The organism is Exiguobacterium sp. SRB7LM (genome assembly GCF_015712685.1).
Classification (GTDB): domain Bacteria; phylum Bacillota; class Bacilli; order Exiguobacteriales; family Exiguobacteriaceae; genus Exiguobacterium; species Exiguobacterium profundum.
The window spans coordinates 41,300-66,839 of the sequence record NZ_VWVR01000006.1 but is presented as its reverse complement, the minus strand read 5'-3'; the positions used below and the strand labels follow the sequence as shown (position 1 = coordinate 66,839).

30 protein-coding genes and 1 riboswitch are annotated in these 25,540 nt (G+C 49.4%); of the genes, 15 read left to right on the top strand and 15 right to left on the bottom strand.

Features of this window, described 5'->3' with window-relative positions; all coding sequences use genetic code 11:
• Window positions 1-16: 16 nt before the first annotated feature.
• The gene (locus F3H97_RS01145; RefSeq protein ID WP_074034948.1) at window positions 17-562 is read left to right on the top strand and encodes a GNAT family N-acetyltransferase; all 546 of its coding nucleotides are present in this window, start codon (window positions 17-19) and stop codon (window positions 560-562) included.
• 12 nt (window positions 563-574) lie between these two features.
• On the opposite strand, the gene cbpA is transcribed toward F3H97_RS01145, so the two are convergent.
• The gene (gene cbpA / locus F3H97_RS01140; protein WP_031424393.1) at window positions 575-1,210 is read right to left on the bottom strand and encodes a cyclic di-AMP binding protein CbpA; all 636 of its coding nucleotides are present in this window, start codon (window positions 1,208-1,210) and stop codon (window positions 575-577) included.
• A gap of 186 nt (window positions 1,211-1,396) precedes the next feature.
• Between cbpA and pdxK the strand changes: the two genes are divergently transcribed.
• The 3 genes from pdxK to bshB2 are packed head-to-tail and all read left to right on the top strand — an operon-like array spanning window position 1,397 to window position 3,295.
• Entirely contained in the window at window positions 1,397-2,221 is an 825-nt protein-coding gene (gene pdxK / locus F3H97_RS01135; RefSeq protein ID WP_015880484.1) for a pyridoxine/pyridoxal/pyridoxamine kinase, read from the top strand.
• Between the two features lie 55 nt (window positions 2,222-2,276).
• Window positions 2,277-2,648 carry a YojF family protein gene (locus F3H97_RS01130; protein ID WP_074034952.1) on the top strand — a complete coding sequence of 124 codons (372 nt, stop codon included), beginning with the start codon at window positions 2,277-2,279 and terminating at the stop codon, window positions 2,646-2,648.
• Window positions 2,645-3,295 (top strand): bacillithiol biosynthesis deacetylase BshB2, encoded by a 651-nt coding sequence (bshB2, locus tag F3H97_RS01125; protein WP_196430344.1) that lies wholly within the window; start codon window positions 2,645-2,647, stop codon window positions 3,293-3,295. Before F3H97_RS01130 ends, bshB2 begins: the two co-directional genes overlap by 4 nt.
• Before the next feature lie 161 nt (window positions 3,296-3,456).
• On the opposite strand, the gene F3H97_RS01120 is transcribed toward bshB2, so the two are convergent.
• The 5 genes from F3H97_RS01120 to nhaC form a co-directional block, all read right to left on the bottom strand.
• On the bottom strand, window positions 3,457-4,290 hold the full coding sequence (locus F3H97_RS01120; protein WP_196430343.1) for an undecaprenyl-diphosphate phosphatase: 834 nt from the start codon (window positions 4,288-4,290) through the stop codon (window positions 3,457-3,459).
• Window positions 4,291-4,405: 115 nt separating this feature from the next.
• Complete coding sequence (locus F3H97_RS01115; protein WP_196430342.1) at window positions 4,406-5,476, bottom strand: MFS transporter; 1,071 nt, start codon at window positions 5,474-5,476, stop codon at window positions 4,406-4,408.
• Window positions 5,477-5,641: 165 nt separating this feature from the next.
• Entirely contained in the window at window positions 5,642-6,154 is a 513-nt protein-coding gene (locus F3H97_RS01110; protein ID WP_026824537.1) for a type 1 glutamine amidotransferase domain-containing protein, read from the bottom strand.
• Between the two features lie 82 nt (window positions 6,155-6,236).
• On the bottom strand, window positions 6,237-6,821 hold the full coding sequence (locus F3H97_RS01105; RefSeq protein WP_196430341.1) for a DNA-3-methyladenine glycosylase: 585 nt from the start codon (window positions 6,819-6,821) through the stop codon (window positions 6,237-6,239).
• A gap of 84 nt (window positions 6,822-6,905) precedes the next feature.
• Window positions 6,906-8,282: a Na+/H+ antiporter NhaC gene (gene nhaC, locus F3H97_RS01100; RefSeq protein ID WP_159563340.1), complete on the bottom strand. Its 1,377-nt coding sequence runs from the start codon at window positions 8,280-8,282 to the stop codon at window positions 6,906-6,908.
• Between the two features lie 217 nt (window positions 8,283-8,499).
• On the opposite strand from nhaC, the gene queC reads away from it, so the two are divergent.
• The 4 genes from queC to queF are packed head-to-tail and all read left to right on the top strand — an operon-like array spanning window position 8,500 to window position 10,791.
• Window positions 8,500-9,144 (top strand): 7-cyano-7-deazaguanine synthase QueC, encoded by a 645-nt coding sequence (gene queC, locus F3H97_RS01095; protein WP_015880476.1) that lies wholly within the window; start codon window positions 8,500-8,502, stop codon window positions 9,142-9,144.
• The gene (gene queD, locus F3H97_RS01090; RefSeq protein ID WP_015880475.1) at window positions 9,141-9,599 is read left to right on the top strand and encodes a 6-carboxytetrahydropterin synthase QueD; all 459 of its coding nucleotides are present in this window, start codon (window positions 9,141-9,143) and stop codon (window positions 9,597-9,599) included. Before queC ends, queD begins: the two co-directional genes overlap by 4 nt.
• On the top strand, window positions 9,581-10,291 hold the full coding sequence (gene queE, locus F3H97_RS01085) for a 7-carboxy-7-deazaguanine synthase QueE (RefSeq protein WP_196430340.1): 711 nt from the start codon (window positions 9,581-9,583) through the stop codon (window positions 10,289-10,291). Before queD ends, queE begins: the two co-directional genes overlap by 19 nt.
• An 11-nt stretch (window positions 10,292-10,302) precedes the next feature.
• The gene (gene queF, locus F3H97_RS01080) at window positions 10,303-10,791 is read left to right on the top strand and encodes a preQ(1) synthase (protein ID WP_015880473.1); all 489 of its coding nucleotides are present in this window, start codon (window positions 10,303-10,305) and stop codon (window positions 10,789-10,791) included.
• Window positions 10,792-10,821: 30 nt separating this feature from the next.
• Here queF and F3H97_RS01075 read toward each other — a convergent pair whose 3' ends face one another.
• On the bottom strand, window positions 10,822-11,478 hold the full coding sequence (locus F3H97_RS01075) for a TVP38/TMEM64 family protein (protein WP_196430339.1): 657 nt from the start codon (window positions 11,476-11,478) through the stop codon (window positions 10,822-10,824).
• A gap of 110 nt (window positions 11,479-11,588) precedes the next feature.
• Between F3H97_RS01075 and F3H97_RS01070 the strand changes: the two genes are divergently transcribed.
• Window positions 11,589-12,086: a hypothetical protein gene (locus tag F3H97_RS01070; RefSeq protein ID WP_159563336.1), complete on the top strand. Its 498-nt coding sequence runs from the start codon at window positions 11,589-11,591 to the stop codon at window positions 12,084-12,086.
• 26 nt (window positions 12,087-12,112) lie between these two features.
• Here F3H97_RS01070 and F3H97_RS01065 read toward each other — a convergent pair whose 3' ends face one another.
• The 3 genes from F3H97_RS01065 to F3H97_RS01055 form a co-directional block, all read right to left on the bottom strand.
• Window positions 12,113-12,580, bottom strand: a complete 468-nt coding sequence (locus tag F3H97_RS01065; protein ID WP_196430338.1) for a hypothetical protein — start codon at window positions 12,578-12,580, stop codon at window positions 12,113-12,115.
• Between the two features lie 88 nt (window positions 12,581-12,668).
• Window positions 12,669-13,214, bottom strand: coding sequence for a GNAT family N-acetyltransferase (locus F3H97_RS01060; protein WP_196430337.1), 546 nt, complete (start codon window positions 13,212-13,214; stop codon window positions 12,669-12,671).
• Window positions 13,186-13,950 (bottom strand): TrmH family RNA methyltransferase, encoded by a 765-nt coding sequence (locus tag F3H97_RS01055; RefSeq protein WP_196430336.1) that lies wholly within the window; start codon window positions 13,948-13,950, stop codon window positions 13,186-13,188. Before F3H97_RS01055 ends, F3H97_RS01060 begins: the two co-directional genes overlap by 29 nt.
• Window positions 13,951-14,171: 221 nt before the next feature.
• Here F3H97_RS01055 and F3H97_RS01050 point away from each other — a divergent pair, with 221 nt between their 5' ends.
• The 3 genes from F3H97_RS01050 (at window position 14,172) to F3H97_RS01040 (ending at window position 17,939) form a co-directional block, all read left to right on the top strand.
• Entirely contained in the window at window positions 14,172-15,800 is a 1,629-nt protein-coding gene (locus F3H97_RS01050) for a PTS transporter subunit IIBC (RefSeq protein ID WP_196430335.1), read from the top strand.
• A gap of 51 nt (window positions 15,801-15,851) precedes the next feature.
• The gene (locus F3H97_RS01045) at window positions 15,852-16,643 is read left to right on the top strand and encodes an endonuclease/exonuclease/phosphatase family protein (RefSeq protein ID WP_196430334.1); all 792 of its coding nucleotides are present in this window, start codon (window positions 15,852-15,854) and stop codon (window positions 16,641-16,643) included.
• Window positions 16,644-16,760: 117 nt separating this feature from the next.
• Complete coding sequence (locus F3H97_RS01040) at window positions 16,761-17,939, top strand: MFS transporter (RefSeq protein ID WP_196430333.1); 1,179 nt, start codon at window positions 16,761-16,763, stop codon at window positions 17,937-17,939.
• A 35-nt stretch (window positions 17,940-17,974) separates the two neighbouring features.
• Here F3H97_RS01040 and F3H97_RS01035 read toward each other — a convergent pair whose 3' ends face one another.
• Entirely contained in the window at window positions 17,975-18,679 is a 705-nt protein-coding gene (locus F3H97_RS01035; protein ID WP_196430332.1) for an alpha/beta hydrolase, read from the bottom strand.
• A gap of 73 nt (window positions 18,680-18,752) precedes the next feature.
• Between F3H97_RS01035 and F3H97_RS01030 the strand changes: the two genes are divergently transcribed.
• The gene (locus F3H97_RS01030; RefSeq protein WP_196430331.1) at window positions 18,753-20,018 is read left to right on the top strand and encodes a purine/pyrimidine permease; all 1,266 of its coding nucleotides are present in this window, start codon (window positions 18,753-18,755) and stop codon (window positions 20,016-20,018) included.
• 21 nt (window positions 20,019-20,039) lie between these two features.
• Here F3H97_RS01030 and F3H97_RS01025 read toward each other — a convergent pair whose 3' ends face one another.
• Genes F3H97_RS01025 through F3H97_RS01010 form a run of 4 tightly spaced genes read right to left on the bottom strand, consistent with a single transcriptional unit; the run spans window position 20,040 to window position 22,993 of the window.
• Window positions 20,040-20,432: an RDD family protein gene (locus F3H97_RS01025; RefSeq protein ID WP_074034978.1), complete on the bottom strand. Its 393-nt coding sequence runs from the start codon at window positions 20,430-20,432 to the stop codon at window positions 20,040-20,042.
• Complete coding sequence (locus F3H97_RS01020) at window positions 20,429-21,076, bottom strand: NAD(P)H-binding protein (protein ID WP_196430330.1); 648 nt, start codon at window positions 21,074-21,076, stop codon at window positions 20,429-20,431. The genes F3H97_RS01025 and F3H97_RS01020 overlap by 4 nt, the downstream gene beginning before the upstream one ends.
• A gap of 34 nt (window positions 21,077-21,110) precedes the next feature.
• Window positions 21,111-22,415 carry a nucleobase:cation symporter-2 family protein gene (locus F3H97_RS01015; protein ID WP_196430329.1) on the bottom strand — a complete coding sequence of 435 codons (1,305 nt, stop codon included), beginning with the start codon at window positions 22,413-22,415 and terminating at the stop codon, window positions 21,111-21,113.
• A complete protein-coding gene (locus tag F3H97_RS01010) occupies window positions 22,412-22,993 on the bottom strand; it encodes a xanthine phosphoribosyltransferase (RefSeq protein WP_196430328.1) in 582 nt (193 codons plus the stop codon). Before F3H97_RS01010 ends, F3H97_RS01015 begins: the two co-directional genes overlap by 4 nt.
• A gap of 76 nt (window positions 22,994-23,069) precedes the next feature.
• Window positions 23,070-23,171: riboswitch (purine riboswitch) on the bottom strand.
• 126 nt (window positions 23,172-23,297) lie between these two features.
• Between F3H97_RS01010 and F3H97_RS01005 the strand changes: the two genes are divergently transcribed.
• Together F3H97_RS01005 and F3H97_RS01000 are read left to right on the top strand one after the other, a co-directional pair.
• On the top strand, window positions 23,298-23,906 hold the full coding sequence (locus tag F3H97_RS01005) for an NAD(P)-dependent oxidoreductase (RefSeq protein WP_196430327.1): 609 nt from the start codon (window positions 23,298-23,300) through the stop codon (window positions 23,904-23,906).
• A 60-nt stretch (window positions 23,907-23,966) separates the two neighbouring features.
• The gene (locus tag F3H97_RS01000; protein WP_015880457.1) at window positions 23,967-25,520 is read left to right on the top strand and encodes an ABC-F family ATP-binding cassette domain-containing protein; all 1,554 of its coding nucleotides are present in this window, start codon (window positions 23,967-23,969) and stop codon (window positions 25,518-25,520) included.
• The last annotated feature ends 20 nt before the right edge of the window (window positions 25,521-25,540 follow it).

The window sequence follows — 25,540 nt, the reverse complement described above, 5'->3', positions numbered from 1 at the left end:
GAAAGGAGAATGACCTATCAATATCTCACTTGTTCCATTAACAGTCGCATCCGGCGACATCGTCGATACATTCAATCGTTGGAATAACGATCCTGAGATCGTCCATCTTATTCGCCCGAGCCGCTCTAAAGAAGAATTGACCGCCCATTATGAGATGACGGTTGACGATTTAGAAGAACGACTCTTAACGCACGATATTTTCCTCATCTACGCAGATGACCATCTCGTCGGAGAAATGAACGTCATGTATGACCCGCCTCATTTATATCGACAAGAACCCGGTACAGCATGGCTCGGTTTCGTCATCGGCGAATCTGTAGGTCGCGGAAAAGGCGTTGGCACAGAAGCTCTTCGTTTGTTAGAAGAGCAATTGCGAGCCAAACAAACACCTCGTATGGAACTTGGCGTATTCGCTTTCAACCATGCGGCCCATCGTCTCTATACGAAATGTGGATATCAAGAAATCGGCCGGATCGAGCACTTCACCTACTGGGACGGTCAATTTTGGTCCGATATTCGGATGGAAAAACGACTCGACGAAAAACCCTTTCACGCCAAGTGAAAGGGTTTTGACTTAGTTCTTTAAGTTCTCAACTTCGACAATCCGGAAGCCTTTTTGTTCAAGCTTAGAGACAACCTTGTTTTTCATGTCTTCTTCACAGTCTGGTGGTAGTGTCACGAGTACCCGACGCAATACTTTACTTTTCGCATCGAGCGTCATCAAGCTCGCGATTGATGTATATTTGTTCACGATTTTCGTGATTTTCTCAAGTGCCCCAGCCTGTTCGCTCAAGGCGATTGTCAAGACGTAACTACCCGTGTCGCGACTCCATGCTTCTTCGAGCATCCCGAGCATCTTACCGTGGGGAAGAATGCCATAAAATTCATTGCTCTCATCTTTCAATACAGCAATGTACGGCAACTCTTTGATTGAGAAAAATACTTCAAAGAATCCATCTGACTCATGGACGTACTTTTGTGTATTCTTGATGAGTGTCATCACATTATCGTCCATGTTTTCCCCGTTCATTCCATGACGATAAATATGCATCTTGTAAATGTTACCGCGGAAAAATTTCCCCGTCTCGTCTAAAACAGGTACACAACGGTATCCTGTTTCTTCAAGCGTATGAAGCGCTTCCCGCAATGTTGCCTTTTCACTGATGGTGACAACATCTTTCTTCGGGATACATAAGCTATGCACTAACATGCGTTTTCCTCCCAGCCAATAATAAAGTGGTCTACACCCTATTCATTATTATTCCCCAAATATGATGAATATCCTGCATACTTTTTCTGAAAAGTTATGAACACTTCTCGTAATCCTTGCATTTGTCGGAATTCAAAAAAGTCGTTATAGTGAAACTATCCAAACAGACAAAGGGGATGGACGATTATGACGATGAAAAAAGCATTGACGATTGCCGGTTCTGACACAAGCGGCGGCGCGGGAATCCAAGCCGACCTCAAAACGATGGAAGAACTCGGTGTATACGGTATGACAGCTTTGACTGTCATCGTGGCACAAGACCCACATAACGCATGGAATCACGAAGTCTTTCCAATCGACACGACCTTGATCGAGAAACAAATCGATACGGTGCTCGCTGGAATTGGAGTCGATGCAGTGAAGACAGGTATGCTCCCGACACCTGAAATCATCGAACTCGCAGCACGGAAGATTAAAGAATACGGAATCCAGAATGCCGTCGTCGATCCGGTCATGGCATGTAAAGGTGCGGATGAGATTCTTGATCCGAACGTTGCAGTCGCGATGCGTCAACACCTCGTACCAGTCGCAAAAATCATCACACCGAACTTATTCGAGGCGCGTATGCTCGCTGGCCTTGATAAAACACCCGCAACGATGGACGAAATCAAAGAAGCCGCTCGTTTAATCCATGAACTCGGCGCAGAGATCGTCATCGTCAAAGTCGGTGGCAAACTCGGATTCGATACAGCATTCGACGTCTTGTACGACGGAAACGAATTCCGCCTTCTTGAAAGTGAAAAAATCGAGCCTGCGTTCACACACGGCGGCGGATGTACGTTCTCTTCTGCCATCGCAGCCTCACTCGCCAACGGTCACACGGTCGAAGAAGCGATTGAAATCGGAAAAGAGTTCATCACAGAAGCCGTTCGTCATTCATTCCGTCTCAACCAATACGTTGGACCGACGAACCATACCGGATACCGTAAAAAAGTAGCAACACAATCGTAAACAGATGACCCGGAACTACGTGTTTCGGGTCATCCTTTCCATTGGAGGGACAGACGTGAAAGCGATTCAACCTGATCACATTCAGCACTATTTAGACAATCACGTCGCGACACCACTTTTCGTCCATGTCGAGACGACGAACGGTGCCTACGCGACACATAATGACCCGGACTTTCATAACGCCGGGATGTTTATCCGTAATGCCAAAATCGAATACAGCATCGGTCAAATTAAAGGAAATGGTCCCTATCGTGTCGGTTTAAAACTCGATCACGGTTGGCTCTATGTCGAGGGATTGACCGACTATGAAATGCACGAAGAACAGTTGTTACTCGCTGGTCACGATCGTCTCGGTCGTCTCGCATGTGCGCTGCACATCGATATCAAGCCGCTCCCACAAGGCGCATCGGAGGTGGAGAATCAATGAATGGACCGTTACTCGTCATATTCCCACACCCGGACGATGAGGCGTTCAGCTCGGCCGGAACGATTATCCAACATCGTCAAAAAGGACTACCCGTCACATATGTCTGTTTGACGCTCGGTGAAATGGGACGTAATATGGGTTCTCCAATCTTTACGACACGTGAAGAACTGCCGAAAATTCGAAAACATGAACTCGAAGAAGCATGTCGCATGATGGGCATCGAGGACCTGCGCATGTGGGGTCTTCGTGACAAGACCGTCGAATTTGAGGACGAGACCGAGCTCGCTGGTCGCTTCCGCGCATTGATTGACGAAGTGAAGCCGGAAACCGTCATCTCATTCTATCCAGGATATGCCGTCCACCCGGACCATGAAGCGACAGCCCGTGCCGTCGTACGTGCGCTTCAAGAGATGGGCGAGACGCGCCCTGAGTTCTTAGGTGTCGCCTTTGACCGCCGCACAGAAGACGAACTCGGACAACCTCACGTCATCGTCGATGTAACGGAAGAGAGCGAACAAAAGAAAGATGCCCTGTTTGCCCACCGGTCTCAGACGGAAGGTCTGCTTCGTGCGATCGATAACGCAGAAAACGCCCACGTCATGGAGTTACTCCAACGTGAGCGCTTCTATCATTATCCGTTCTCATGATTCATAGGCTAGACGGGTCATATAAAGCAATGCCCCGACGGTCCCAAGACCGATTAACGTTCCGAATACTACAACGATTTGTCCCATGTTTTCACCTCTTCTAGACTTTACGAACAATTCCATTCATTGGTTTCAAACACGTGCTATTCGCACGTGTTTTTTTAGAAGTAAAGAACGTAAATCACGATGGCCAATACGATTCGATAGACCGCAAACGGCATCAATTTCACTTTGTTGATCAACTTCAAAAAGAATTTAATCGAAAGAAGTGCGAACAAAAACGCGCTGACGAAACCGACGACAAACACGGGTAACGTATCGAGCGTGAAGTACGTCCATTTGCTGTACAGTGACAACGCACTCGCTCCAAACATGATCGGTACCGCCATGATGAACGTAAAATCTGCCGCTGCCCGGTGACTCATTCCGAGGAGAACCCCTCCAGAAATCGTTGAACCGGACCGAGAGAACCCAGGCCATAGCGAGAAACATTGAATCAACCCGACACCAAGTGCTTGCTTGTACGTGATGTCATCTAGCGTAGCGGTCGTCTGACGCTTCACGCCGGATAAATCTGCGGCAATCATAAAGAATGCCCCAATGACTAACCCAATCAACACCGTCTTGACTGAGAAGAGATGTGTATCGATGTAGTCCTCAAACAGTACACCAAGGACGCCAGCAGGCAGCAATCCGATCAAAATATGTATGAGATTGAACTGACGTGTGGTTCCGCTTTGTCTTAAGGTGAGGATCGACTTTGGATTCAGTAACGCTTTGAACCGATCTCGAAAGACGACCACGACCGCTAAAATCGACCCTAATTGAATGACGATTTTAAACGTGTTCGCTACTTCCTGACCTAAAAATTGACTCGAATTCAACCAGAGACCGTCCACGAGAATCATATGACCGGTCGACGAGACTGGGGCAAATTCCGTCAATCCCTCGACGATGCCTAACAAAAATCCTACAAATAATTCATACCATTCCACGTTGTTTCTCCTATTGACTCGTTAAGATTGTTCTCATCATACACTTCTCGGCACAATCTTTCGTCCGTCTTAAGATGTAAAAACAGACATGGCTTATGACCCATGTCTGTAAAAATTATCGGGCGGTCGCATGAACGAACCAAACGACAAGCCCGATTAAGATGAACGCCAAAAATAGCGACACTGTCGTTCCTACAATAAAGACAAACCCCAACACGAGGATACCGAGATGCCATAGCATCGAGACGGATGATTCCGTCGTCGCTCGAATGGATGAAGGAACTTGATGATGCAAAAGACCGTAATAGAGCGGCTCCATCGCTCCATATATAAGAGCCAACAGCCCCATCAGCCCGATTCCGATTGGATTCGGAAAAAGTCCGATGACAAGAAATCCACCACCCATTAGCCAACCGAACCCGTTTAACCAATGTTCGGATGACGCAAATCGTATAAGCGTCCCTGCAAAAAGTTGTCCAGGTAACTGAATCAAGAGTAGGATGCTTGAAATGGCACCGAACCAATAGATCGGGATGGATACATCACGTGCATACAATTGCCAGAACTCATCGATGAAATTGAATGCGGATACGGCTGCTAAAAAACTGATAGTGACATGCCATAGTTGCTTGTTCGACCAAATGAATTGAAAACCTTTCAGCAAATGCCACCACGTCAAACGCTCTTCTATCTCTCGTTGAGTCGGTTCGATGAGAGATAGGCTACAGGTAGTCGCAATCAATAGACTCACGATGGAGAGCTTGTAGTTCCACTCCAAGGGAAGATACTGAGCCAACATACTGCCACTCAATGCCGCCGTCACAGCGGCAACAATCCCAATCGCGTTCAGTTTTCCAAGAACCCGTTCAAATGACGACGCTTCATGACTCTCCTGTAACGATTCGTACAACAAGGCATTCTCTGCCCCACTTCGAATAACCGATCCTACAGCCGAACAGCTGATTGCGACAAAAAAACCGGTGAATGTGAACGAGTATAAGAGAATCCAAAATGATAGCCCCTCTAAGGCTACACCTACCTGGATCAGTCGACGCCGTGTCGTGCGGTCCGCCCACACGCCAGTCGGCACTTCAAACAGAACGATGATCAGCGCATATACCATCTCTAAATAGACGACTTCTTGAATCGAGATGCCTCGTGACTCCCAAAATAACCGTTCAATCACATATGCTGGAATCAGCCCTTCAAACCAACGAATGCACCCTAACCAAACAATGTTTCGACGAACTTAACTCGGTGACCGTGCTCGTTTTCTCATTTGAATCGCCTCCTTATCTTTCTTATTCCCGAATGCACAAAAAACCACGAGATTCCTCTCGTGGTCGACGTGTTATTTTAATAAGTTGAGAATCTCACGATTGAATGCCGGAATATCATCTGGTTGACGGCTCGTCACAAGCTGATTTTGACAGACAACGACTTCTTTGTCCGCATATTTCGCTCCGGCATACTCCATATCGACTTTAATCGATTTATAGCCGGTTGCGTCACGACCTTCTAATGTCTTCGCCGTAATCAACAGCTGTGGTCCGTGACAGATTGCAAAGACAGGCTTCTTCGCATCCATGAATGCTTTGGCGAACGAAACAAAACGCTCGTCTTCTCGCAATAAGTCAGGTGAGAACCCGCCAGGTAAAAGAAGGGCATCAAAATCTTCCGGCGATACATCATCAATCGATTGATCGATGTTCACTTTCGCCTCTCCTTGCTTTCCTTCCACCGTGTTGCCAGCTTTCTTCTCGATTGTCACGACGTCATGTCCCGCATCCACCAATGCGTCACGGGGACCCGTGAATTCTACATCTTCAAACATATCTGTAATGAGCGTTGCTACTTTTGCCATGTTCTAAACACTCCCTCTGTTTGTTTTATGCACATAGGGACTGTTCCACTGGCATGAATCAATTAAACATCTTCAGGAGCATTCAACGGAACTTCGAGACGTACGGATTGTCGCGTTCAAAAAATCGATACGGATAGTCACGCGCCTCGCCCGTGTTCGGGATGCCGATGCGTGGACCCGCCTCGATTACTACTCCTGCTTCACCCTCCACGATATAGAGTGGGTCTTGTTGAAAGGAATGACCGTATAAATCCATCGTGATCCCGAGTGCTTTCGTCAACTTCCCTGGGCCGTTCGTTTGGTCATATCGCTTCACCCCAGGACGGTTCGTTGCAATCCATTCATGGCCTTGAATCGGTTCGACAGCTCGAATCAAGACGGCTTCTGGTGTGCCGACTGGTCCACTAACCACGTTCAAGAGCGTATGCGTATGCATCTGATAGGTGTACACATGCCCCGGTTTCCCAAACATGACTTCCGTTCGCTTCGTCCGACGCCCTCCGAAGCTATGCGCTGCTCGGTCGATGGCACCGAGGTAAGCTTCCGTCTCGACAATCTTCGCGATGATGTCACCTTCTGGATGTCGCCTCACCAAATATTGCCCGAGTAAGGCACGCGCCAAGTCAAGTGTCGGTTGTTCATAAAATGCTAAATCGAGTCGCTTCATGGTTCCACCTCCATTTGTTTCATTTTCTCAAAAATCGTAGCTTGCGCACAAAAAAGATGCCCTGCATGGCAGGACACCTAGACGTTATGATGCGATTTTGAGCGATTCACGTTGCTTTCCCAATCGGACGTATCCCAAAATGATGGAGAAGACCGGGCTGAGCCATAGGAAGAAGGCGAATGGTGCGTATTCCAATACAGGTACGCCGAGTGTCGCTGCAAAGAATGCGCCAGAAACTCCCCATGGTATGAGCGGGTTGATAACGGTCCCGCCATCTTCAAGTGCCCGTGACAAGTAGCGTGGGTCGATCCCACGATCGATAAACCCTTGTTTGAACGCTTGACCCGGCAAGAGAATCGACAAGTACTGTTCTCCCGCGAGCAAGTTGACACCGATTGAGCTGAGAACGACTGATAGGACCGAGCTCCCTGGTGACTTCAAACGCTCGAGCAACGATTCGACGATGGCTTGGAACACACCGAGTTCACGTAATAAGCCACCGAACGCGAGGGCGATCAAGACGAGACTGACCGACCAAAGCATCGATTCAAGACCACCTTTATCGAGTACATTCGCAATCAATTCATTCTCGACACCTGACTTGAATCCCGACTGCATGACACCGAGCCAGTTCGAGATGCTCCAGTTCCCTTGAACGAAACCGGCCGTCAACACACCGGCGAACATCCCGACGAGCATCGTCGGTAAGACCGGCATGCGGCGGAAGGCGAGTACTGCGACAAGGACAGGAGCAATCAACGTGAGCCATGAGAGGTCGAAACGTCCACTGAGCGCGGCTTGCGCCTCTGCGATTTGTGCCGTGTCGGCAGTTTGACCGCTACGTCCGAGGAACGTGAATAAAATCAACGTGATGATGAACGCTGGAATCGTCGTCCCCATCATGAAGCGAATGTGGTCGAACAGTTTGACCCCCGCCACTGCCGGTGCAAAGTTCGTCGTATCCGACAACGGGCTCATCTTGTCTCCGAAGAGGGCGCCCGACACGATGGCACCTGCAGCGAGCGCTGGCGAGATGCCTAGTGCCGTCCCGATTCCAAATAAGGCGACACCGACCGTTCCGACGGTTGTAAAGGCGCTTCCTGTGAATGTCGAGACGATCATCGTGATCAATAAGACACTCGGCAAGAACCATTCAGCAGAGATTGTATTTAGACCGATGGAGAGGATCGTCGCGACCGTCCCAGACATTTGCCATACTCCGATGAGCATCCCAATCAACAACAAAATCAGCACCGGCATGATCGCTTCACGAATTCCGTTGATCATCGCCGTTTCAATCTGTTTGAAGTCGCGTGAACGATAATACGCGTATCCACCTACTATTACCATTGTGCCAAAAATCGCCATATGTGGCGTCGCTTTGGCCAAAAACATCAGTGCGAGCAAGGTAATCCCGCTCATCAACACGACGAATACAGCTTCTTTTCCTTTCATCTGCATCGACGTCCCCTCCTTTCGTTATATCTTCATTATTTATTATTTCGCCTAACCGCTTAAACGCTTTTATGCACAAAAGCATGTTAGTGATGTTTTTTACTATACTCGCTTCCTTTCTCCCTGTCAAACGTCTTTTTATGATAAGTTATATGCTTGAGGGTGACCTCCGGAGTTCGTAACCTCCTCCGACATCAAAACTAGCGAAAAGGAAGTGTGCTTCATGCAACACGAAAAAGCATTGGTCGTCTTTAGTGGTGGCCAAGATTCAACCACTTGCCTGTTTTGGGCAAAACAACAATTCTCTCATGTGGAGGCAGTGACGTTCGCATATGGTCAACGCCATGATGCGGAAATCGAAGTCGCCAAAGAAATTGCGGCAGAACTCGATGTCCCACACCACATCCTCGATTTGTCCCTACTCGGACAACTCACTTCAAACGCGCTCACGAGACACGATCTCGACATCGACAATGCGGACGTCCCAAACACGTTCGTCGATGGACGCAACCATCTATTCTTATCGTTTGCGGCCGTCATGGCCAAACAACTCGGTATGCATCACATCGTGACCGGTGTATGTGAAACGGACTTTTCAGGTTACCCGGATTGTCGAGACCAATTCATCAAATCACTCAATGTGACACTCAATTTAGCGATGGATTATCCATTTGTCATCGACACACCGCTCATGTGGCTCGATAAAAAAGAAACGTGGGCTCTCGCCGACGAACTCGGTGCCTTTGACTATGTCAAAGAACGCACGCTCACTTGCTACAACGGTGTCATCGGTTCAGGTTGTGGAGAATGTCCGGCTTGTAAGCTTCGTCAAAACGGACTCACAGCTTACGAGGAGGTGCGCGTATGAAACATGCTCCATTCCTCGCTCCGACCAGTGTCGAATCAAAGCAAGAAGGATCGCTCATCTACTGTCCGCATCGCGTTCAAATCGTCAAAGAAGTAACGTTCGACGCGGCGCACCATCTCTTTGACTATGACGGCAAATGTCGTGCCCTCCATGGTCATACGTATAAGCTCCAGATGGGTGTCAGCGGCTTTCTCGACAATCGCGGCATGACACTCGACTTTGGTGATTTGAAAAAGATCTTCAAAGAAGAGCTTGAGCCGTATCTCGATCATCGCTATTTGAACGAGTCACTCCCTTATATGAATACAACTGCAGAAAACATGTGTTATTGGATTTTTGAACAACTGGCGACACACTTGCCAAATGAACGCGACGTCCGTGTCGAGTTCGTCCGTCTGTATGAAACGCCAACGTCTTACGCTGAGTTCCGCCGTGAATGGTTGGTGGAATCGTGAAAATCCCTGTTCTTGAAGTGTTCGGACCGACCTTTCAAGGAGAAGGACGCGCCATCGGACAAAAGACGATGTTCGTCCGGACCGCCGGTTGCGATTATCGCTGTTCGTGGTGCGATTCCGCCTTTACGTGGGACGGTTCAGAAAAACCGGACATGCTGACAGCCGATGAGGTGATTGCTCGCCTGGATGCACTTGGTATGTACGATTACGTCACCATCTCGGGTGGCAATCCACTCCTTATCGCGGCTATGGGAGACCTGGTCGAGAAGTTGAAAGAACGAGGCGTCACACTCGCCGTCGAGACGCAAGGCAGCCGCTATCAAGATTGGCTCACACAAATCGATGACGTGACCCTCAGTCCAAAACCTCCATCGTCTGGTATGAAAACGAACTGGGAGCACTTAGACGCTATCGTCGAACGGTTGCGCCCGGAGCAGACGACATTCAAAGTTGCTGTCTTTGATGAAGTGGACCTTGCCTACGCGAAAGAAGTGCAGCAGCGCTACTCACCGGACGTCATGTATTTGTCGGCTGGTAACCCGGAGCCTGGTGCAGACGGCGACATCGCCGATGCCCAGCTCCGTCGTTTGAAACAACTATGGGAAGACGTTGCACGTGATCCGTCATGGCAAAGTGTCCGCGTCCTGCCACAACTACACACATTACTGTACGCCAACGAACGTGGCGTGTAAGGAGAATAAACATGAGACCAGAAGACTTACAAGACCTCTCGCTCCTCGGACAGAAGAGCGTCCCTTATATTTTTGAATACACACCAGACGTCCTGGAGGCGTTCCCGAACCGTCATCCTGAGAACGACTACTTCGTTAAATTCAACGCACCAGAATTTACATCATTGTGCCCGATCACGAACCAACCGGACTTCGCAACCATCTACATCTCATACATCCCGGATGAGAAACTCGTCGAGTCGAAGTCGTTGAAGTTGTACTTGTTCAGCTTCCGTAACCACGGTGACTTCCACGAGAACTGCATCAACGTCATTGGGAAAGATCTCGTGAAATTGATGGAACCGCGCTATCTCGAAGTGTGGGGGAAATTCACACCACGTGGCGGTATCTCGATCGATCCGTACTACAACTACGGAAAACCGGGTACGAAGTACGAAAAAATGGCGGAGCATCGTCTGTTCAACCATGACCTGTATCCAGAGACGGTTGACAACCGTTAATTGAAAAGTAGGCGCTCCATCTGGAGTCGCCTACTTTTTTTGATAGCGATGAATCTGTCGCTTAATCGGTTCGCGGAACACGGTCGCAACGAGCGTCAACACGAGCATGATCCCAAATGCCAAGGCGATGAGCGTCCAATCCCCACTGGCGATACTACTCCCGAGAAAATTGTTCGCGAACGCCCCGGGAATCATACCAACGACGGTCGCAAACAGATAGGCGAGTACGTTTACTTTTGCCAAACCAGAAGCATAGCTGACCAAATCGAAATTGACGAGCGGGATGAGACGTAAGATGAGGACGTAAAAGAAACCATCTTCTTCGATTTTATGCTGAATGGCTTCGTAATTCGTTGATTCGAAGTGATGCAGGAAACGATCGCCGAAATAAATTGCCACATAATACGCAACAAGCGCACTCAACGTCGCCCCGATGACGGTATAGATGACGCCCGGTAACATCCCAAACGCCAATCCTCCGGCGACCGACAAGACGGACGTCGGAAACAAGATGAGCGGACGAACGGTGAACAATAAAATGTAAATGAGCGGAGCCAACCATCCGAATTGAATGATGTAGTCCCGTATATCGCCTGGGCTTACATCAACCCACTGATAAAGGAATGTCGCCGTCCCGAACAGGAGTAGGACGAGTGCAATCATCCATTGTATCTTCCACTTCTTCATCGTCCTCCTCCTCTCTATTTGGTTTTATTCCCGTAATCGAGGATGTCATCCACCTTTTTTCAGCCATCTCGATGTGGTACGGTTAGAAAAAGCAGAAGGAGGAAATCGATATGAACCTTGCAGATGCCCTAACATTGAAACAGTTGCTCCATGAGCAAATCGATACATTGACCGAAGAGATTGAGCATGTGGCGTTCATCTCGCTTCAAGCGAATGAATCCATTCCTACCATTCAGTCCCGTTCCCTTCAAGACATCGAGATGGAACTTGAACACATTCGTCTAGACTTACGTCAGCTCGACCGTCTCATTCAAGAGGCGAACGTCCAAGCCGTCGTTGAGACGCATGACGGGCCGCTCCCGCTCGTCGAGGCAATCGAGCTAGCCATTCAGTTACGTGTCCAGGCACGACTTTATGAGAAATTATCGCTTCGTCCGAAGAAAGACTATGTGCACGGAGTTGCCGTGATCAAACACGCCTTATATGACCCCGAACTATATCGTTTAAAAGCACGTGATATCAAGAAACGTGCCATTCGAATCGAAAGTGCGATTCAAGCCGTCCGTTATCAGACTGACATTGAATTTGATGCATCACGATATATGTAAAAAAGCGAAGGAATCCTTTCGCTTTTTTACATATGGTCATGGTGATTGTGATGGATATCATGATGGTTCGATGAAGAAGAACGTCGACGTGGAGTGGCCTCATCAGCAAATTTTTCTCCGTCCAAAATCCCGAGACGCTTATATTGACGACCGACCCGCTCTTTTGTCTCTTCGCGAACAGTGCTCGACTCCATCACCAATCGGTAGCATCCGAGCGCGACACGAAACGGTTCCATGCGTGTCCGTTCAATCGAGAAGGAATCGACGCCACGTAAATAGTCTGCCAATCGCTCAGCCGTCTCGTCGGCTGGATCATCTGCAAGCTGTGAGGCGAAGTGTTGTAAGTCCTTCAATGTATTTGATGTTTTAGAGTAGCTCCGACTTGATTTGATGACACCAAATGCGATAAGTCCAACAATGGTGAAAAAGATAATTGGAAAGAATAAATTGATGATCGTGAAAAATGGATCCGCCCCAAATTCTAAAGTAGACATTTCAAACTCCCCCTTTTTGTTTATGTACGTTCATTCAGTCGAATCGGTTTCAACAAAAAAACCGCGATCACACGACCGCGGCATCGATTCAACTGTTCAGTTGTTTCTCCATCATGATACGCGGCTCGCCATCTTCTGTGTAGGCGCCCATGATGTCATATCCGCAAAGGAGGTTCAAAATGATGATCCCTTTGTTCGTATTGCGTGCTTTCGTCCGAATCGAATGGAACCCTTGCGCTTCGACCCATTCGAGTTGCGTATCCATCAGCTTGCGACCGATGCCATGCTTTTGGAAGTCCGGATGTACGCCGCCCGCCCAGCTGTAGAATCGATAAGGCTCCGCCTCATAGCCGATTTTAAAGCCGACCAGTTGCTCTTCCGAGAAAGCCAGTAACACTAGCGGATTGGCGTGCCGATATAAACGCTCTTTAAAACGCAACTGATCGAGGTCGCCATATAACGTGCGATACAGTCGGAAAAAGTCCTCTTCAAAATCCTTAAAGTTGTTTGTCACATCTTTTACGATAAATGAACTCGTCGTACTCATCGTGCCATCCCCTTTCAGTTTCTGGACAAAGATTCCGTACGTCTGTTCATTTCGCCGTTCATTCTGAATTTCCTGTCTCCCGTTCAAAAGCCGTGACACCTTTTTGTTTATACAGTCCGAGCGTACGCTTCGGCAAGCTCTTGACCATCCAGTCTTTGAAGATGCGCGCTTGATCTTCGACAGGAAGCTCGTAGCCATCCGTCACGATATGTCGTGACCGTGTCGTAACATCGTACAAGGAAATTGCCGCCGCCACGGAGATGTTCAAACTCTGCACATATCCTTGCATCGGAATGACAAAGTTCCCATCCGCCTTCTTCAATGCCGTTTCTGACACACCACTATGTTCATTCCCGAATAGCAGAACGGTCGGCTTCGACACATCCACTTCTTCGAGCGGAATCGCTTCCTCACTCAATGCCGTCGCATATACTTGATAACCGTCTTCTTTTAAAGCGTCAATCGCCTCTTCAATGGACCCATGCTCGACGACGTCCACCCAACGGTCGGCACTCTTGGCGATAATCGAGTTCGGTTTGAACTTCGCGCGACCTTCGACGACATGCAGCGTCTGCACCCCGAACGCATCGGCCGAACGCAATACGGCAGATTGGTTATGCGGATCGTCCACACCTTCCGTCAAAATCGTGATATGGTTCGTTCGTGTATTCAATACTTCATACATCCGTTTGATGCGATCTGGCATGAGCATCTCATATAGAGGAAGATCGACTTCCTGCAATACACCCTTCTGCAACAACTCTTCTTTTAATTCAATCTGCTCTTCTTTCGTCAAAGCAGATGTCGTCTGTCTCCAACCCATCTTTCTCGCTCCCTTCAACCTATCATATTGTAGCTAGATTCGATTCGACTGACAAGTTCGCCTCACATCTGCTATTCTCACTTCGGAAATGAAAACAAATGAAAATAGCGAAAACGGTTGCATGAATTTATGCAATCGATTACAATCATTTATGCAAGCGATTGCACTATTGGCAAACACAAAAATAGATAAAACTCCCTCACAGGAAGGAAGCGTATAGCATGAAACAATTGATCTCATTCGATTTCTGGCAGAAACTCGGTAAGGCCTTGATGGTCGTCATCGCCGTCATGCCAGCTGCCGGTTTGATGATTTCCATCGGAAAATTGATTGGAATGTCAGCCGGAGATGTCGGTATCTTATTAACAACAGCTCGTATCATTGAAGATTTAGGTTGGGGCATCATCGTCAACTTACATATCCTCTTCGCAGTCGCGATTGGTGGTTCGTGGGCAAAAGATCGTGCAGGCGGTGCATTCGCAGCACTTCTCGCCTTCATCTTGATCAACCGTGTCACAGGTGCCATCTTCGGTGTCAACGGTGCCATGCTTCAAGATCCGGAAGCGACAATCGAGTCACTTTTCGGTGCGAACCTTGTCGTCGCTGATTACTTCACATCTGTACTCGGCTCACCTGCCCTCAACATGGGTGTGTTCGTCGGGATTATCGCCGGTTTCCTCGGTGGTGCACTATATAACCGTTTCTACAACTTCAACAAGTTGCCGAACGCTCTCTCGTTCTTCAACGGGAAGCGCTTCGTACCATTCGTCGTTATCCTTGGTTCAGTCGTTGCTGCCATCGTTCTATCGATTGTATGGCCAACCATCCAAGGTGCACTCAACAGTTTTGGTGAATGGATTGCCACATCACGTAACACGGCGCCTGTCCTCGCACCGTTCATCTACGGTGCGCTCGAACGTCTCCTCTTGCCGTTCGGTTTACACCACATGCTCACAGTACCAATGAACTACACAGAGCTCGGTGGAACGTATACGATTTTAACAGGTGCGACAGCTGGATCAGTCGTTGCCGGTCAAGACCCACTCTGGTTGGCATGGGTGACGGACCTCGTCAACTTGCGTGCTGCTGGTGATACGGCCGCATACAACGCGCTTCTCGCTGATGTCGTTCCAGCACGCTTCAAAGTTGGCCAAGTCATCTTGTCATTCGCTGCATTGATTGGTGCCGCGTATGCGATGTACCGCAACGTCGACGCGGATAAGAAGGCACAATACAAGCCGATGTTCTTATCAGCAGGACTCGCTGTCTTCTTGACAGGTGTCACAGAACCGATCGAATTCATGTTTATGTTCGTCGCACCAGTTCTTTATGTCGTTTACGCACTCATGGCCGGTGCTGCCTTCGCATTGGCAGATATCATCGACTTACGTGTACACGCCTTCGGTGCAATCGAACTCTTGACGCGCATTCCGATGATTGTCAAAGCAGGACTTCTTCAAGACTTGATCAACTTCGTGCTCGTCTCTGTCGTGTTCTTCTTCCTCAACTTCGGTGTCTTCAACTTCTTCATTAAGAAGATGAACCTACCGACGCCAGGACGTAACGGGAACTACATGGAAGAAACGTCAGAAAAAACATCCGTTACAGGTAACGAACAAGTCATGGGGATTATTGCACTTCTCGGTGGGGAAAAAAACATTGAGGATGTCGACGCATGTATGACTCGTCTTCGTGTGACCGTTAAAGACGTTACACTCGTCTCTGACGAACCAGAATGGAAGAAAAATGGCGCTATGGGTCTTATCGTGAAAGACCGTGGAGTCCAAGCCATCTATGGACCGAAAGCCGACGTATTGAAATCAGACATTCAAGACGTCATCGGTGCATAATCTACTGGCCAACTCGCTCGAGAGTTGGCCTTTTTCTAAAGGAGGACTATCGTGAATATTTTAACGCTCAATTGTCATGCCTGGTTAGAAGACCGTCAACAAGAGAAAATCGATGCGATTGTCGAACGTATCGCAAGCGAAGAGTATGACTTCATCGCGCTCCAAGAAGTCAATCAACATAAAGAGGCCCCCCTCATCTATGGGAACATCCGTGAGAACAACTTCGCACACGTCCTCGTCGAGCGCCTGAAAGAGTTAGATCTTCACTATCACATGACATGGGACTTTGCCCATTACGGATATGACATTTACGAGGAAGGCGTCGCCATCTTGTCACGGACACCGTTTCTATCGACCGAATCATTCTTCGTATCCAAGACGACGGACCCTGACAATTACAAGTCCCGTAAAATCGTCAAAGCCGTGATTGAAGGTCCTGAAACGCCGACGACCGTCTACTCGTGTCACCTCGGATGGTGGCATGACGAAGAGGAGCCAGTGAAGCATCAACTCGACGAGCTCCTGCGTCGCGTCGAGCATGACGACCATGCGCTCCTACTCGGTGATTTCAACAACGATGCCTTCATTCGAGGCGAAGGATACGATTATTTGATGGAGAGTGGGCTTCAAGACTTGTTCCATCTCGCAACGGAACGTGAAGGCGATGCGACCGTCCAAGGGAAAATCGCCGGATGGGATGAAAACAAGAAATCGCTCCGCATCGACTTGATGTTGACGAATGCACCCATTCACGTCTCCCGTCATGCCGTCGTCTTCGACGGCGAAAACGGACCTGTCGTCTCCGACCACGCCGGTGTCGAAGCCACCGTGTTTTGGCGTTGATGCACCTTTTTCTTCCGACTTGGGAGAAAAGGGTTTTTCTTTTGGGGAAAATCTTGTAACGTGATAAAAGACTGATGTCTAACTACTAATGAATGAACTAGAAAGAAGTGTTTGAACATGAAGACAAGCTCGCTCAGTCGAAGCGACTGGACTTTAGTTTTATCCCTATCCTTATTAACCTTCGTTCTCGGAACGAGTGAATTTGTCATTGTCGGCATTTTGCCTGATATCGCAAGCGGTCTATCCATTTCCATTGCGACGGCTGGAAGTCTCGTATCGGCATTCGCCATCAGCTTTGCCGTTGGCACACCAATCACGATGTCCTTGACGAGCCATCTTCCAAAGCGTAAATTGATGCTCGGTTTGACGATTCTCTTCACCGTCTTGAACTTGTTGAGCAGTCTCGCTCCCATGTATGAGTGGTTGCTCGCCTTACGCATGTTGACGGCCGTCGTCACAGGTGTGTTGATCTCGCTTGCTATGCTCGTCGCTAGCGAGAGCGTCCCTCCGGCAAAACGAGGGGTAGCCGTATCCTTTATTTTTGGTGGCTTTACAATGGCCAACGTGTTCGGTGTTCCAATCGGAACATTCATCGGACAACAAGCAGGCTGGGAATCCACGTTTTGGTTAACGACTGCACTCGGTACAGTCGCCTGGGTTGCCATTTATCGTGTCTTGCCGAATCATTTGTCTCAAGAAAAAGCATCACTCGGTGAACAAATGGCACTCCTGACGAATCCGCGCATCTTGATTGCCTTCTTGATTCCGGCGTTCGGTTTCGGGGCGACATATGTCGTGTATACTTATCTCGTACCGATTTTAAAAGATGTACTCGGTGTGCCGGTCGCTTGGGTCAGTCCGATTTTATTCGCCTACGGCTTCATCTCGATTTTCAGTAATATCGCTGCCGGAAAGATTGCCAGTCACAATCCGATTGGACGCTTACGATTCGTCTTTCTCGTCCAAGCGTTCGTCTTGGCCGCGTTGTTCGTGACGACGTCGAATGTGACGCTCGGTCTTCTCAATATCGCGCTCATGTCGTTCATGGCGATTTTATTGACGACGTCGACACAGATTTATTTGATTGATTTGGCAGAGAAGTTCAACCCGAACGCCAAAGGTCTCGCCTCGTCACTCATGCCCGTGGCGAGTAACGTCGGAATCGGACTCGGTTCCGCTCTCGGTGGTGTCGTCTATGCGACAAGCCCTATCATGACGCTCGCGCTCGTAGGCGGCTTGGTCGCCCTCGTCACAGCCGGGTTGACCGCAGTCAGTTATTCGCTCGATCAACGCTAAAACATGCGCACCTCGATGCAGGTGCGCACGTTTTTTTATAACCATTCGAGAATCGCGGATAGGACTTCGTCGAGTTGTTCTTTCGATGTGAGCGGACTTTCCTGATCGCCTTTTTGAGGACCATACATTCCGAAATTTGCATGATTCCCGCCTTCGATTTGTACGAATTGACTATCGTTAGGAAGGTCGCTTCGACTCGCCTCGATGTCTTCTGGGACAGCTAATCCATCCAACTCACCTGAGATAGATAGCACGCGTAAGTCACTATCGACCATCGAGCTGATTGGATATGATGCGAGGAAAATAACACCCTCCACTGCCTCTTGATGCTCAAGCGCGTAACCCGATGCCGCCGAACCTCCGAGTGAATGACCGGCCACGACCCAACGTTCAATCTCCGGATGTGCTTCGATGATTGGATCGGCTGCGTCGATATCTAAAATGCCTAAGTTGAGACGAAGCGACGGAATGGCGACGAAATACCCTTCCTCGGCTAAACGTGTTCCGTAATACGCATACGCCTCTTTCTCCACTTTTGCTCCTGGATAAAGAATGATGCCGATCTCGCTCGTCGTATCTCCGAACTCGAGACGGTTGTCGACCACTTTCCCCTCTTCCGCATACTGTGTCGCTTCATCGGTCGGTCCGTACGTGAACTGCGTCCAAATCAAAAAGCCTGCTACCGCGACAACAAGCAATCCTACGATTGAGAGTGCGGCCCACTTGAAGAATTTCTTCATTATATAGCCTCCGTTTGCATCCACTTCATCATAACGTTACACTAATAAGAAAAAGCATGATCAGGGGGACACCATGACCAGAAGTAATGTAACCACGACGATTCAGTGGTTTATTTTTATTTTAGCTACAAATATTGTACCACCACTCTCCATCGCCGCCTTGTTTGAACTGTCGCCAGATGAGACGATGACCTTCATCTCCCGCTCACTCTTCATCTTCGCACTCTTCAGCATCATCCAAACGTTGCTCGGCCATCGCCTCCCGATACTCGAAGGACCTGCCGGCATTTGGTGGGGTGTCTTCACTTTATACGCCTCCATCGGTCCCGCCCTATACGGAAGTCAGCAAGAGACCTTGCAAGCACTCGGATTCATGCTGTTTTTGAGTGGAATCCTTGGTGTGTTGTTGACCGTCACTGGTATCTTAAGACGCATGCTCGCCCTGTTTACACCGCAAGTGCTCGGCGTCTATATGATTTTGCTCGTCCTTCAATTATCAGGGGCCGTCATTAAAGGTGGCTTTGGGGTGACGGAAGACGGAATCAACGTCGTTCAGGCAGTGGCGACGGCAGGTCTTGTCTTGTTCGCACTCACGCTCGAGCAAAGTCGCTTTAAACAATATGGGCTCGTCATGACACTATTCGTCGGGTTCGGCTTATTCCATTTACTCGACCTTGGAAATCCAATCGTTCGTTCAGAATCCTTCTTCCTCGTACCGGAACTTCTTCCGTTCGGAAATTGGGTGTGGGATTGGAACTTGTTGCCAACGGCTTTCGTCATCACCTTGCTTCTCATGACGAACGTCCTTGCGAACATCAAGTTGATTGAGCGCATCGTCAGTTCTCGCGAAAAACGAGAAATCAAAGGGAACGTTCCCGCATCGGGTGTCGCCAGTGGCGTCAGTCAAATCGTGGCCGGTCTGTTCGGTACACCGGGTCCTGTCGCCATCTCCGGGACAGCTGGTTTTCTCTCTTCGACGGAGAGCGTCCAGCGAGCCCCGCATTTGATTGCCCACGCCCTCATGATGGCGTTAGCACTCATCGGTCCATTCGTCTCGTTGATTGCGAGCATCCCGGCCGCTGTCGGTTATGCAATCGTGACACCGCTCATTGCAACGATGATCATCATCGGAATCAATGAGGCCGCCTTTGAATTGAAGCAGTCCACGGCATCTCTCACGGTCGGACTCCCGCTCGTCATCGGTGCCGGGGCGATGCTTCTGCCACCCGGTTCAATGAATGAATTACCACCGCTTCTTGCGACCGTCTTCTCTAACGGACTCGTCCTTGGGACGATTGTCGCCTTAACGACTGCCATCTTAAGTAAAATCAAGGATTGAAAAAAGAACTGGCCATATCGGTCAGTTCTTTTCACGTACATGCATATGGTAACGGGCATCGTGCGGTAAAACAGCGCCTTCTTCTTGTTCGAAATGCGCACGGTCTTTCCAATAACGAACGACTGACGAAGTATCACGATGCAGGGCGCGTTGTAGCGCTTGTTTTGCCGTGACAGGCGTTTCGTCATCGTTTTTCAATTCAAGCCCCATCAGTTTATAACCGATTGTTTGTCCACCTCGACTCATTTGCCAGGCTTCCATGGCATATGTCAGTAGTGTCGGTGTGATAACCGCATGCACAAACTCGCTCTTTACTTTCTTTCGCACGAGCTGTTCTACGCCCACGCTGACAAGACCTGCAATGACACTGTCAATCATGACTGCTTTGGTTCGCTTTTTTGTCAATGGATTCATCGGCTCATCCTCTGCATCATCCCTGACGTCAACACTTCGATTCCTTCGCCTTCTTCAGAGGCCATAATCAAGGCACGAGCGACATGCAACGCTTGAATCGGTGCGACTTCAGGTGTCTTCTCAAGCAAGATTGACTGGAACGGTCGACTGATGACCTCGGCCGCTTTCTCCCCGAAGCGGAATGAATCACGCTCTCCGAGTAACAGAGAAGGACGCGCGATAATCAAGTGATGGAAGTTGAAAATACGTAATGCGTTCTCAAGCTCCCCTTTCACACGGTTGTAAAAGAAAGTCGAACGCAACGATGCGCCTTGTGCCGATACGACCGCATAACGAGTCGCACCATGTGCCTTGGCGACACGGGCGACTTCAAGTGGTAATTCTAAATCAACTTGTTTGAACGCTTCTTGCGAGCCGGCTACCGCAATCGTTGTGCCGAGTGCACAGTACACGTCGTCGATCTGTGGAAGGGATGAATCCATCTCCTCGAAACCGACGACCTCATGTAACTTCGGATGACTCCAACGCTTCGAGCGACGGACAACGATACAGACCGCATCATAACGGTCACTCTCTAACAACTGTTCAACTAATTCGCGGCCAATCAAGCCAGTCGCGCCTACAACAAGTGCAGTTTTCCCCATTCGTGACTCCTCCTAGACTATTATTTCCTTCAGTCTAGCTGACTTGCCGTTCCTCGGCAATGATTGTCCCGGGACGGAATCGGTCCATCATACGGAAAAATCCGTTCAATGCGAGCGCCGTGAATGACCCTGCCACGATAGCACTGTCCGTGAACAACTGCAGCCACTCCGGCATGTTTGCGACGATGGCTGGATTGGCGGTAATACCGAGCCCAACACCGATTGAGAGCGCAATGGTAATCAAGTTCTCGTTTTTCGAAAAGTCAACTTGACTGAGGATACGAATGCCAGAAGCAGCGACCGTTCCGAACATGACGAGCATCGCTCCCCCAAGCACAGGCTTCGGAATCAATGTCGTGAACGTAGCGACTTTCGGGAGGAATCCGAGCAAGATGAGCAATCCGCCTGTCCAAAAGATGACGCGACGCGATTTCACACCTGACAATTGAACGAGTCCAACGTTTTGACTGAACGTCGTGTACGGGAAACTGTTGAAAATCCCTCCGAGAATCGTTGCGACGCCTTCCGCACGATACCCTTTCGTCAATTCTTTCGCACCGATTGGTTGTTTCGTGATATCGCTGAGCGCCAAGAACACCCCTGTCGATTCAATCATCGAGATGATGGCGACGAGCGTCATGACGAGGATGGCAGACAGGTCGAATGTCGGCATCCCGAAGTAGAACGGCTGGACCATTTGGAACCATCCTGCTTCACGAACAGGACTGAAATCGACGAGACCGAGCGAAGCGGCTACCCCTGTCCCAACCAATACGGCAAAGAGGACGGCAGCAGCACGCGTGAAGACGGTCCCGACACGGTTCAAGACGAGAATGAGTAGAATCGTTAAACCACCTAATCCGAGATTCTGCATCGATGCGAACCCTGGTTCACCGGGCATCCCGCCACCGATGTCATTGACGGCGACCGGAATCAGCGAGAGACCGATGATCGTCACGACCGAACCGAGTACGACCGGCGGGAAGAAGCGCGCGAGTTTCCCGACAAATCCAGAAATGAGGATGACAATGAGCCCGCTCGCAATCAACGCGCCATAAATGGCAGTGATCCCGTTCGCGCTTCCGATGGCGATCATCGGACCGACCGCAGTGAACGTACATCCGAGGACGACCGGTAATCCGACACCAGTGAAGCGTGTCGTCCATACTTGTAGTAGCGTCGCCACCCCACACATGAATAAATCAATTGCGACGAGATAGGCGAGCTCGGTCGGACCAAGCCCGATGGCACCACCGACGATGAGTGGGACGATTGCCGCTCCCGTGTACATCGCGAGTAGATGCTGGAATCCTAGACTAGCTGTCTTGAACGTATTCATCGAACGACCTCCACGAACGAGATATGGTCTTTCTCTAATTTCGCAATGCGTGCCAACGATTCGACGCGATAGCCACGCTCGATCAATTTATCGCGCCCTGGTTGGAATGACTTTTCGATGACAATCCCAACGCCCGCGACCTCTGCACCTGCCGCTTCCACGAGTTGTGTCAGTCCGAGTGCCGCTTCCCCATTCGCGAGGAAGTCATCGATGACAAGAACACGTTCGCCTGGTAAGACGAAGCGTCGGCTCAAGCTGATGCGGTTCGTCTCTTGTTTTGTGAACGAATAAACGTCCGCTTCCACGAGGTCGTCTTGGAGTGTCAGCGATTTTCGTTTACGCGCAAATACGAACGGGATGCCCATCTCAAGCGCCGTCATCATCGCCGGCGCAATCCCACTCGATTCCAGTGTAACGATGCGGTCGATGTTGGCGTCTTTGAAACGTTCTGCAAATTCTTTACCGATGCCTTTCATGAGTACCGGGTCGACCTGATGATTCAAGAAAGCGTCGACTTTCAACACTTGGTCGGAAAGGGCCCGACCTTCTTCACGGATTTTGTCTTCTAACTGCTTCATTGTTTTCCCTCCAATAAAAAATGCGATTCGTCACCCCTCATCGGGAGGCAACGAACCGCATGGAAATCAACGATAGCATACGACAAGCGCCACCCGTAGTCGAACCATTTACGGTAGTTCGGTAGAGACTTGCGGACCATATTTCCGCTGATATACGAGTGCGAATCTATTTATATAAGATAGACCTTATTGTAGACGAGCTGACGAGAAATGCAATAGGTTGGAATCAAACGGTGAAATGTTCGATTTTTCTGAAACTGCTGTATACTGTAAATATTGGATATGAGAGAGGAGCCCTGCCCTTATGAAGTTATTCGTATTAGGCGCAACCGGTCGGACCGGACATCAATTCATCGATCAAGCCATCGAGCACGGTCATGATGTCACCGCGTTCGTCCGTGAACAGAAAAAGTTGATCCGGACGCCACAACTCGAAATCATTGAAGGCGACTTATATGATGTCGACGCATTGACGGAAGCGATGCATGGTCACGATGCGGTCGTCAGTTGTCTCGGAACGGATTTGAGCGACCCGGACTTTTTAGCGAGTGTCACGGACAAGCTCGTCCCTGCGATGAAGGCAAACAAGGTTTCACGTATCATCTATCTCGCTTCAGCGGGGATTGACAATGAGATTCCGGGCCTTGCGGGGAAAGCCATTACGTTCATGCTCCGGAAACCGCTCCGTGATCATCGGGCAGCCGTGGACTTATGGCGAAATTCGTCATTCGATTATACGATTGTACGACCGATGCAATTGACGGACGGTCCTCGCACCTCGACATATCGCACGGCCATCGATGAAGTGCCAGAGAACGGGAAGCACATCTCACGGGCAGACGTCGCCCAGTTCATGCTTCATACGATTGAAGAACAGGAACACGTACGAGAGTCGGTCGGACTGGCGTACTAATTTGATCCAATTCATGCTACAATATCGGGTAGTTTACTTTGAAAGGAACGAAAACGAATTATGAGTATATTAACGGTACAAAACTTGAGCCACGGCTTTGGTGACCGCGCTATTTTGAACGATGTCTCTTTCCGCCTCTTAAAAGGGGAGCATATCGGTCTCGTTGGAGCGAACGGTGAAGGAAAATCGACGTTCATGAACATCATCACGCGCAAGCTGCAACCGGATGAAGGGAAAATCGAATGGGCGAAAAACGTCCGTGTCGGTTACCTCGATCAACACGCGGTGCTCGAACGTGGAATGACGATTCGGGACGTCTTGAAAGGTGCCTTCCAATACCTGATTGACATGGAGACGCGCATCGGCGAACTCTACATGGAGATGGGCGACGCGACACCGGAACAGATGGAAGACATGCTCGCAGAGGTCGGTGAGCTTCAAGAAACGCTCGACTCGAACGACTTTTATATCATCGATGCGAAAGTAGAAGAAGTCGCACGCGGTCTCGGTATTTTAGACGTTGGTCTCGACCGTGACGTCACGGACTTGTCAGGTGGACAGCGTACGAAAGTATTGCTCGCAAAATTACTTTTAGAGAAGCCAGATATCTTGCTCCTCGATGAGCCGACCAACTATTTGGATGAAGTGCATATCGAGTGGTTGAAACGCTATCTTCAAAACTATGACAATGCCTTCATCTTGATCTCCCACGATATCCCGTTCTTAAATAGTGTCATCAACTTGGTCTACCATATGGAAAACCAAGAGTTGAACCGCTACGTCGGGGACTATGACAAGTTCATGGAAGTGTACGAGATGAAGCGTTCGCAACTTGAGGCCGCCTACAAGCGTCAACAGGCCGAGATCGCGGATTTGAAAGACTTCGTTGCACGAAACAAGGCCCGTGTGTCGACACGAAATATGGCAATGTCACGTCAGAAGAAACTCGATAAGATGGATGTCATCGAATTGAGCGCGGAACGTCCGAAACCAGAATTCCGCTTCTTGCAGGCACGTACATCGGGACGCCTCATCTTTGATGCGAAAGGTCTCGTCATCGGATACGATGAGCCACTCTCACGTCCGCTCGACCTTCAGATGGAGCGCGGTCAAAAGATTGCCCTCGTCGGAGCGAACGGAATCGGGAAGACGACGCTCTTGAAGAGTTTGCTCGGCTTGATCAACCCGCTTGAAGGGACAGTCGAACGTGGTGAGTTCCTCGAAATGGGGTACTTCGAACAGGAAGCAGCATCAAGCAACAACACGTGTATCGAAGAGATTTGGAGTGAGTTCCCGTCACTCAACCAACAGCAGGTGCGCGCGATGCTCGCGAAATGCGGTCTCATGACGAAGCACATTGAAAGTAAAATCTCTGTCCTCAGTGGTGGGGAAAAGGCGAAAGTACGTCTTTGTAAACTCTTAAACAACGAAACGAACTTGCTCTTACTCGATGAGCCAACGAACCACTTGGACGTCGACGCGAAGGAAGAGTTGAAGCGGGCGTTGAAAGAGTATAAAGGAAGTGTCCTCCTCATCAGTCACGAACCAGAATTCTATGAGGATATCGTCACAGATGTCTGGAACTGTGAGTCGTGGACGACGAAAGTATTCTAATTCAGTAAAGGACGTGTCGT